The organism is Streptomyces narbonensis, from assembly GCF_014649015.1.
GTDB classification, from domain to species: domain Bacteria; phylum Actinomycetota; class Actinomycetes; order Streptomycetales; family Streptomycetaceae; genus Streptomyces; species Streptomyces narbonensis.
Map to the genome: position 1 here is coordinate 1 of NZ_BMSF01000044.1, position 4,378 is coordinate 4,378.

Sequence of the window (4,378 nt, forward strand, 5' to 3'; positions counted from 1 at the left end):
CGTCGACTGGTCGACGTACCCGAGCGTCAGCATCTGGTGCGACCGGTTCGACGTCTCCTTCGGAGCCGCCGCCCTGGCCCGCGCCTGACCGCGGCAGTCGCCCCGCAGCGCGCCACGAGCAGCAGAGGCACGCTCATGCCATGATGAGGCTCCCCGAGCTCGCCCGCCCACCAGAGATCCGCGCGACCACGGCTCTGGTCATCCCCGAGCCTGATCGGAGTCGTCACGGTCGCTCCACCCACACGTCACCGCCCGGCGCGCGGCTCACCGGTTGGCTGTGAGGGTGCTGCAAGGAGTTCGGCGAGGCCGCGGCGGGTGGCGGCGATGACGACCCGGTCGTCGGGGCGCAGGACGTAGCCGGGGTGGAGTTCCCACAGGAGTTGGGGGTGTTCGCCGTCGTCGTGGGTGTTGGCGAGGTCGGGCCGGCGGGTGGTGGGGGCGGCTGTGTCGAGGGCGAGAACACGCCAGGCGCCCGGCCGGAAGGACTCGGTGACGGTGCGGCCTTCGAGCTGGGGGTGTCCGGCGACGACGAGCGCGGCGAAGAGGAGGACCTTGCGTTCGACGGGGATGGCGCCGAGGATCTGGCGGCCCATCATGGCGCCGGCGAACGCGGGGGCGGCGAGGTGGGTGACGCTGCGGCTGCGGGTCAGGGCATCGGGGTGGGCCGTTCGCAGGGTGCGGTAGACGGCGGTGGCGAACTCGTCGTCGTACAGGCGCAGGGCGACGCGCAGGTCGGCCCGGACGGTACGGGCGTAGAGGACGGCTTCGAGGTTGGTGGTGTCGGAGCTGGTGAGGGCGAGCAGGGCGTGCGCTCGGTGGATCTTGGCCGCCTCCAGGATGCCGTCGTCGGTGACGTCGCCGAGGACCACGGGGATGCCGAGGCTGCGGGCGAGGGGGATGCCGCGGGCGTCGGGGTCCTCCTCGACGCAGACGACGGGGATGTCGAGCTCGCGAAGCCGGGCGAGGACGCGGGTGCCGATCTTGCCGAGTCCGAGCAGGACGACATGGCCGGACAGGCCGCGGGGCGGGCGCCGCAGCGCGCCCGCGGCGCGGAATGTACCCAGTGCTTCCAGGGCTCCGGCGACGAGGAGAGGGAGCAGGGCCAGGCCGACGAGGCCGGACAGCAGCTGGAGGATCTGGTGGGTGACCGGAGCGTCGAGCGCGGGGTCGTTGATGGAGAACAGGTCGAGCAGAGTGATGTAGGCGGCGTGCACGGGATCGGCGTCGGTGAGCACGGTGGTGGTGAGGGTCAGACACAGCACGGAGGCGGCGATACCGGCGAGCGCCCACCGCAGACGGCTGGAGAAGAGCTGGCTCAGCGGTGCCCCGCGACGGGCCAGGCGCCTCGAAGGCAGGGCGGGGCCGGCGTACCGGACGGTTTCGAGTACGACACTTCCCCGCCCGCTGCTGGCCGCCACGGCCCGGTCGTCGGGCAGGAGGAGGGGTCCCTGCGGGCCGCTGGCCTCCGAGCCCTCGGTGCCTGCCGGGTCGGTGGTGGTGGACGAGAGCAGTGCGAGAGTGCACAGACCGGGGTCCGGTACCTCGCCTCGTCCGGGCGGGGTGCGTTCGGCGGCGCGCAGGAGCACACCGTCGGCCTGTACGACCTTGCTCGTCCCGGTGACGGCGGTGGCGGCGAGCGCGGGGGCCGCCGTGTCCGCGTCGGACAGGACCGTGGTGGAGGCGTCCAGGACGCTCCGGTCGATGCCGGGGGAGTGGACGAGGGCGGCCTGGTCGAGCAGTTCCTCCAGGTGCTGCCCGAGCTTCCGGTTGTACATGCGGACCACGAGTCGCAGCCCGGGGCTGAGGCGGCGGGCGGCGATCGCGGCGCGCAGGTTCGTCTCGTCGTCCTCGTAGAGCAGGGCGAGGGCAGTGGCCCGATCCACACGGGCCCGCAGCAGCGTCTCCTCGCTGGGCACCGATGCCACGACGTCCCGCAGCGGCGGAGGCGCGCTGCCGGTCGCGGCTTCGGTGACCGGACCGCCGGACCGCCGCAGCAGCTGCGTGGCACGGGACAGCACGGTGGGCTGTTCGCCCGCCAGTTCCTCGTCCAGGTCTCCTGGAGTGACGAGGACGACCCGCTGGCGGTAGACGTCCCGCAGCTCGGCGGCGAGCCGGTGCGCGAGTCCGTCGTCTCCGCAGACCACCATGTGGCCGCCGTCCCGTGGATCTCGGGTGTCCTGGTGCGGTAGCGCGATCACGATTCCCCCGGTGTGGAGATGAACCCGCCTGAGAGCGCGGGCGGGTCAAATGTCGGTCGTTCCTGCCTCGGCGTGTGTCGGACGCGGAGTGTGAGCGCGTGAGGCCAGGGTTCGTACCAGCAGGACGAGGCTCGCCACCGCGAGAATGCCGGCGCCGATCCGCACCCACGTCGGGGTAACGCTGCTCATGGCCGTCCAGCCGTGCCACACGAGGCACAGGCCCAGCCCACCAGGGCTCTCAAGGAACTCGCTTCTGGCGATTCGAGAGGGCACGGCGGTACTCCGTTGTTCTCGCTCATGGTCGTCGTGGCCGTCGTGGCCGTCGTGGCCGGGTGTCGAGTTGCGGCTCATCGTCGCGCGCCGTGCCGCAGGTACCGGCGGCCCAGGAAGGCGCAAGTTGCCATGGCGGCCGGAGTCCAGAGCGCGAGGAAGACGCCGAGGCTGCCGTCTCTGTCGTGCAGGACCATCATCAGTGCGAAGGTGTACATGCCCAGGAGGGCCGTCGCGGAGGCGTCGGCGGTGAGGTCCGTCCGGTGCGGGCGGGCGGAACTCACGGGAGTGTGAAGCCAGAACCACGCGACGTAGGTGACGAACGCGCCGCCCAAGATGAGCAGGATTCCGGTTCCGGTGGTGAAGAGAGTGTCTCCGACCGGGTGGGAAACCGCTCTCTGTCCGGCCGAGCCGTTCGACAGCACGACGATCTCGCCACGCCAGATCGTCCCCGCGACGTGATCGCCCGGTCGCACCTTCTCCAGGAACTCGCCGAGTCCGCTGAACCGCACCCGGTCGGCGCCCTCTTCGGGCCCGGAGACGTGCACCCAGCCCCCCGCCTGCTTGCCGCGCTGTACGTGAACGGTCTCGACGGTGAACCAGGCTGAGTGCAGGCAGTCTTCGGATGGTGCCTCCTGGCACACGGATGCCGAGAGGAAGTCTCTTTCCTCTGCGAGGGCTTGTGGCAGCGTGACGACCAGCAGGGCGCCGCCGACGAGGAGGGCGATCAGCCCGGCGAGACCGACGAGGAGGTCCTGTGACCGGCGCCTGCGAGCGCTGTAGGGCTTGCCGTGACGGGGGCCGGCCGTCACGGCCTGCCGGCCCAGGAGTCCAGCTTTCCGAAGAGGAGCGTCAGGCCGCCGCCGCCCGCCGCGAAGAGACCGAAGGCCGCGAACGCGATTCGCTGGTCTTCCCTGCGCAGCTCCTCGTACTGGCTTCTGCTGATCGGGACGCGCTCGCGGTCGGGGGCGGAGGTGTCGATCGCGGAGTAGTGCCCCCGGACGGTCTCGACGCGTTGGAGCCCCGAGTCGTCCCAGAACACTCCGGTGACCAGGAACGCCCCCGCGAGACCCGCACCCACCAGCGCTGCCTGGACTCGCCGGGGCAGGGCGCGCAGGGCACGCCACTGGTTCGCCTTGTTGCTCGCGAAGCGCATGTCCCGGAGTCCGACGGCGATGGCGCGGACGAGCGTCGCCAGATGGAGGGGCACCAGTAGGGCGATGCCGATTCCGAGGAGGAGCCACTCGTCGGCGAACGGGGGCAGGAACGGGACGGCGGCGAGGACCGCGGCGACAAGCCCCGCGAGGGAGAGCGCGAGTTGCGCCCCTGCATGCATCGTGAAGCTGCTTCTCACCACGTCCCCCCTGCTCTCGTCCTAGTCGGTGATCTCGATGGATCCGTCGCCGGTCGGCACGGGCGGCTGCGCCGGGCCGGGGGCCGCCTTCTTCTGGGCGATGCCCTGGAGCAGGGACGCCAGGTCGACTCCGGTGGTGGAGGAGAGCAGTTCCATGCCCTGGGCGACGTTGTCGGTGACGGTACGGGTCAACTGGCTCGCCCCGTCGGTGGAGATGACGGTCAGCTTGTCGACGGCCGACAGCGGCTCGGACGCCTTGGCGACGACCTGCGGCAGGACCTCGACGAGCATCTGGAGGACGGCCGCGTCCCCGTATTGCGCGAAGGCGTCGGCCTTCTTCCGCATCGCCTCGGCCTCGGCGGAGCCCTTGGCGGCGATGGCCGCGGCCTGCGCCTCGCCCTCGATGCGCACGGCGTCGGCGAGCGCGGCCCGGTGGGCCTTCTCGCCCTCACCCGTGAGCCGGGAGCGCTGCGCGTCGGCCTCCGCCTGCTTCACCAGGGCGATGCGGCGCGCCTCGGCCTCCTGCTCGGCCTGGTAGCGGGCGGCGTCGGCGGGC

General features: G+C 71.8%; 5 protein-coding genes. 1 reads left to right on the top strand and 4 read right to left on the bottom strand.

The window, feature by feature from the left end; genetic code table 11:
- The coding region (locus IE124_RS33870; protein ID WP_189513837.1) for a DM13 domain-containing protein at positions 1-88 on the top strand (88 nt) is incomplete at its 5' end.
- A gap of 157 nt (positions 89-245) precedes the next feature.
- Here IE124_RS33870 and IE124_RS33875 read toward each other — a convergent pair.
- From IE124_RS33875 to IE124_RS33890, 4 genes are all read right to left on the bottom strand, one after another.
- The gene (locus IE124_RS33875) at positions 246-2,147 is read right to left on the bottom strand and encodes an NAD-binding protein (protein WP_189513840.1); all 1,902 of its coding nucleotides are present in this window, start codon (positions 2,145-2,147) and stop codon (positions 246-248) included.
- A 398-nt stretch (positions 2,148-2,545) separates the two neighbouring features.
- On the bottom strand, positions 2,546-3,280 hold the full coding sequence (locus IE124_RS33880) for a hypothetical protein (protein ID WP_189513831.1): 735 nt from the start codon (positions 3,278-3,280) through the stop codon (positions 2,546-2,548).
- Positions 3,277-3,804, bottom strand: a complete 528-nt coding sequence (locus tag IE124_RS33885) for a hypothetical protein (RefSeq protein WP_189513834.1) — start codon at positions 3,802-3,804, stop codon at positions 3,277-3,279. The genes IE124_RS33880 and IE124_RS33885 overlap by 4 nt, the downstream gene beginning before the upstream one ends.
- A 39-nt stretch (positions 3,805-3,843) precedes the next feature.
- On the bottom strand, positions 3,844-4,378 hold a 535-nt coding region (locus IE124_RS33890; protein WP_306432462.1), incomplete at its 5' end, for a flotillin domain-containing protein.

Excerpts from the sequence above, each read along its gene's own strand:
- IE124_RS33875 (WP_189513840.1), bottom strand. The coding sequence starts at position 2,147 with ATGGTGGTCTGCGGAGACGACGGACTCGCGCACCGGCTCGCCGCCGAG.
- IE124_RS33885 (WP_189513834.1), bottom strand. The coding sequence starts at position 3,804 with ATGCATGCAGGGGCGCAACTCGCGCTCTCCCTCGCGGGGCTTGTCGCC.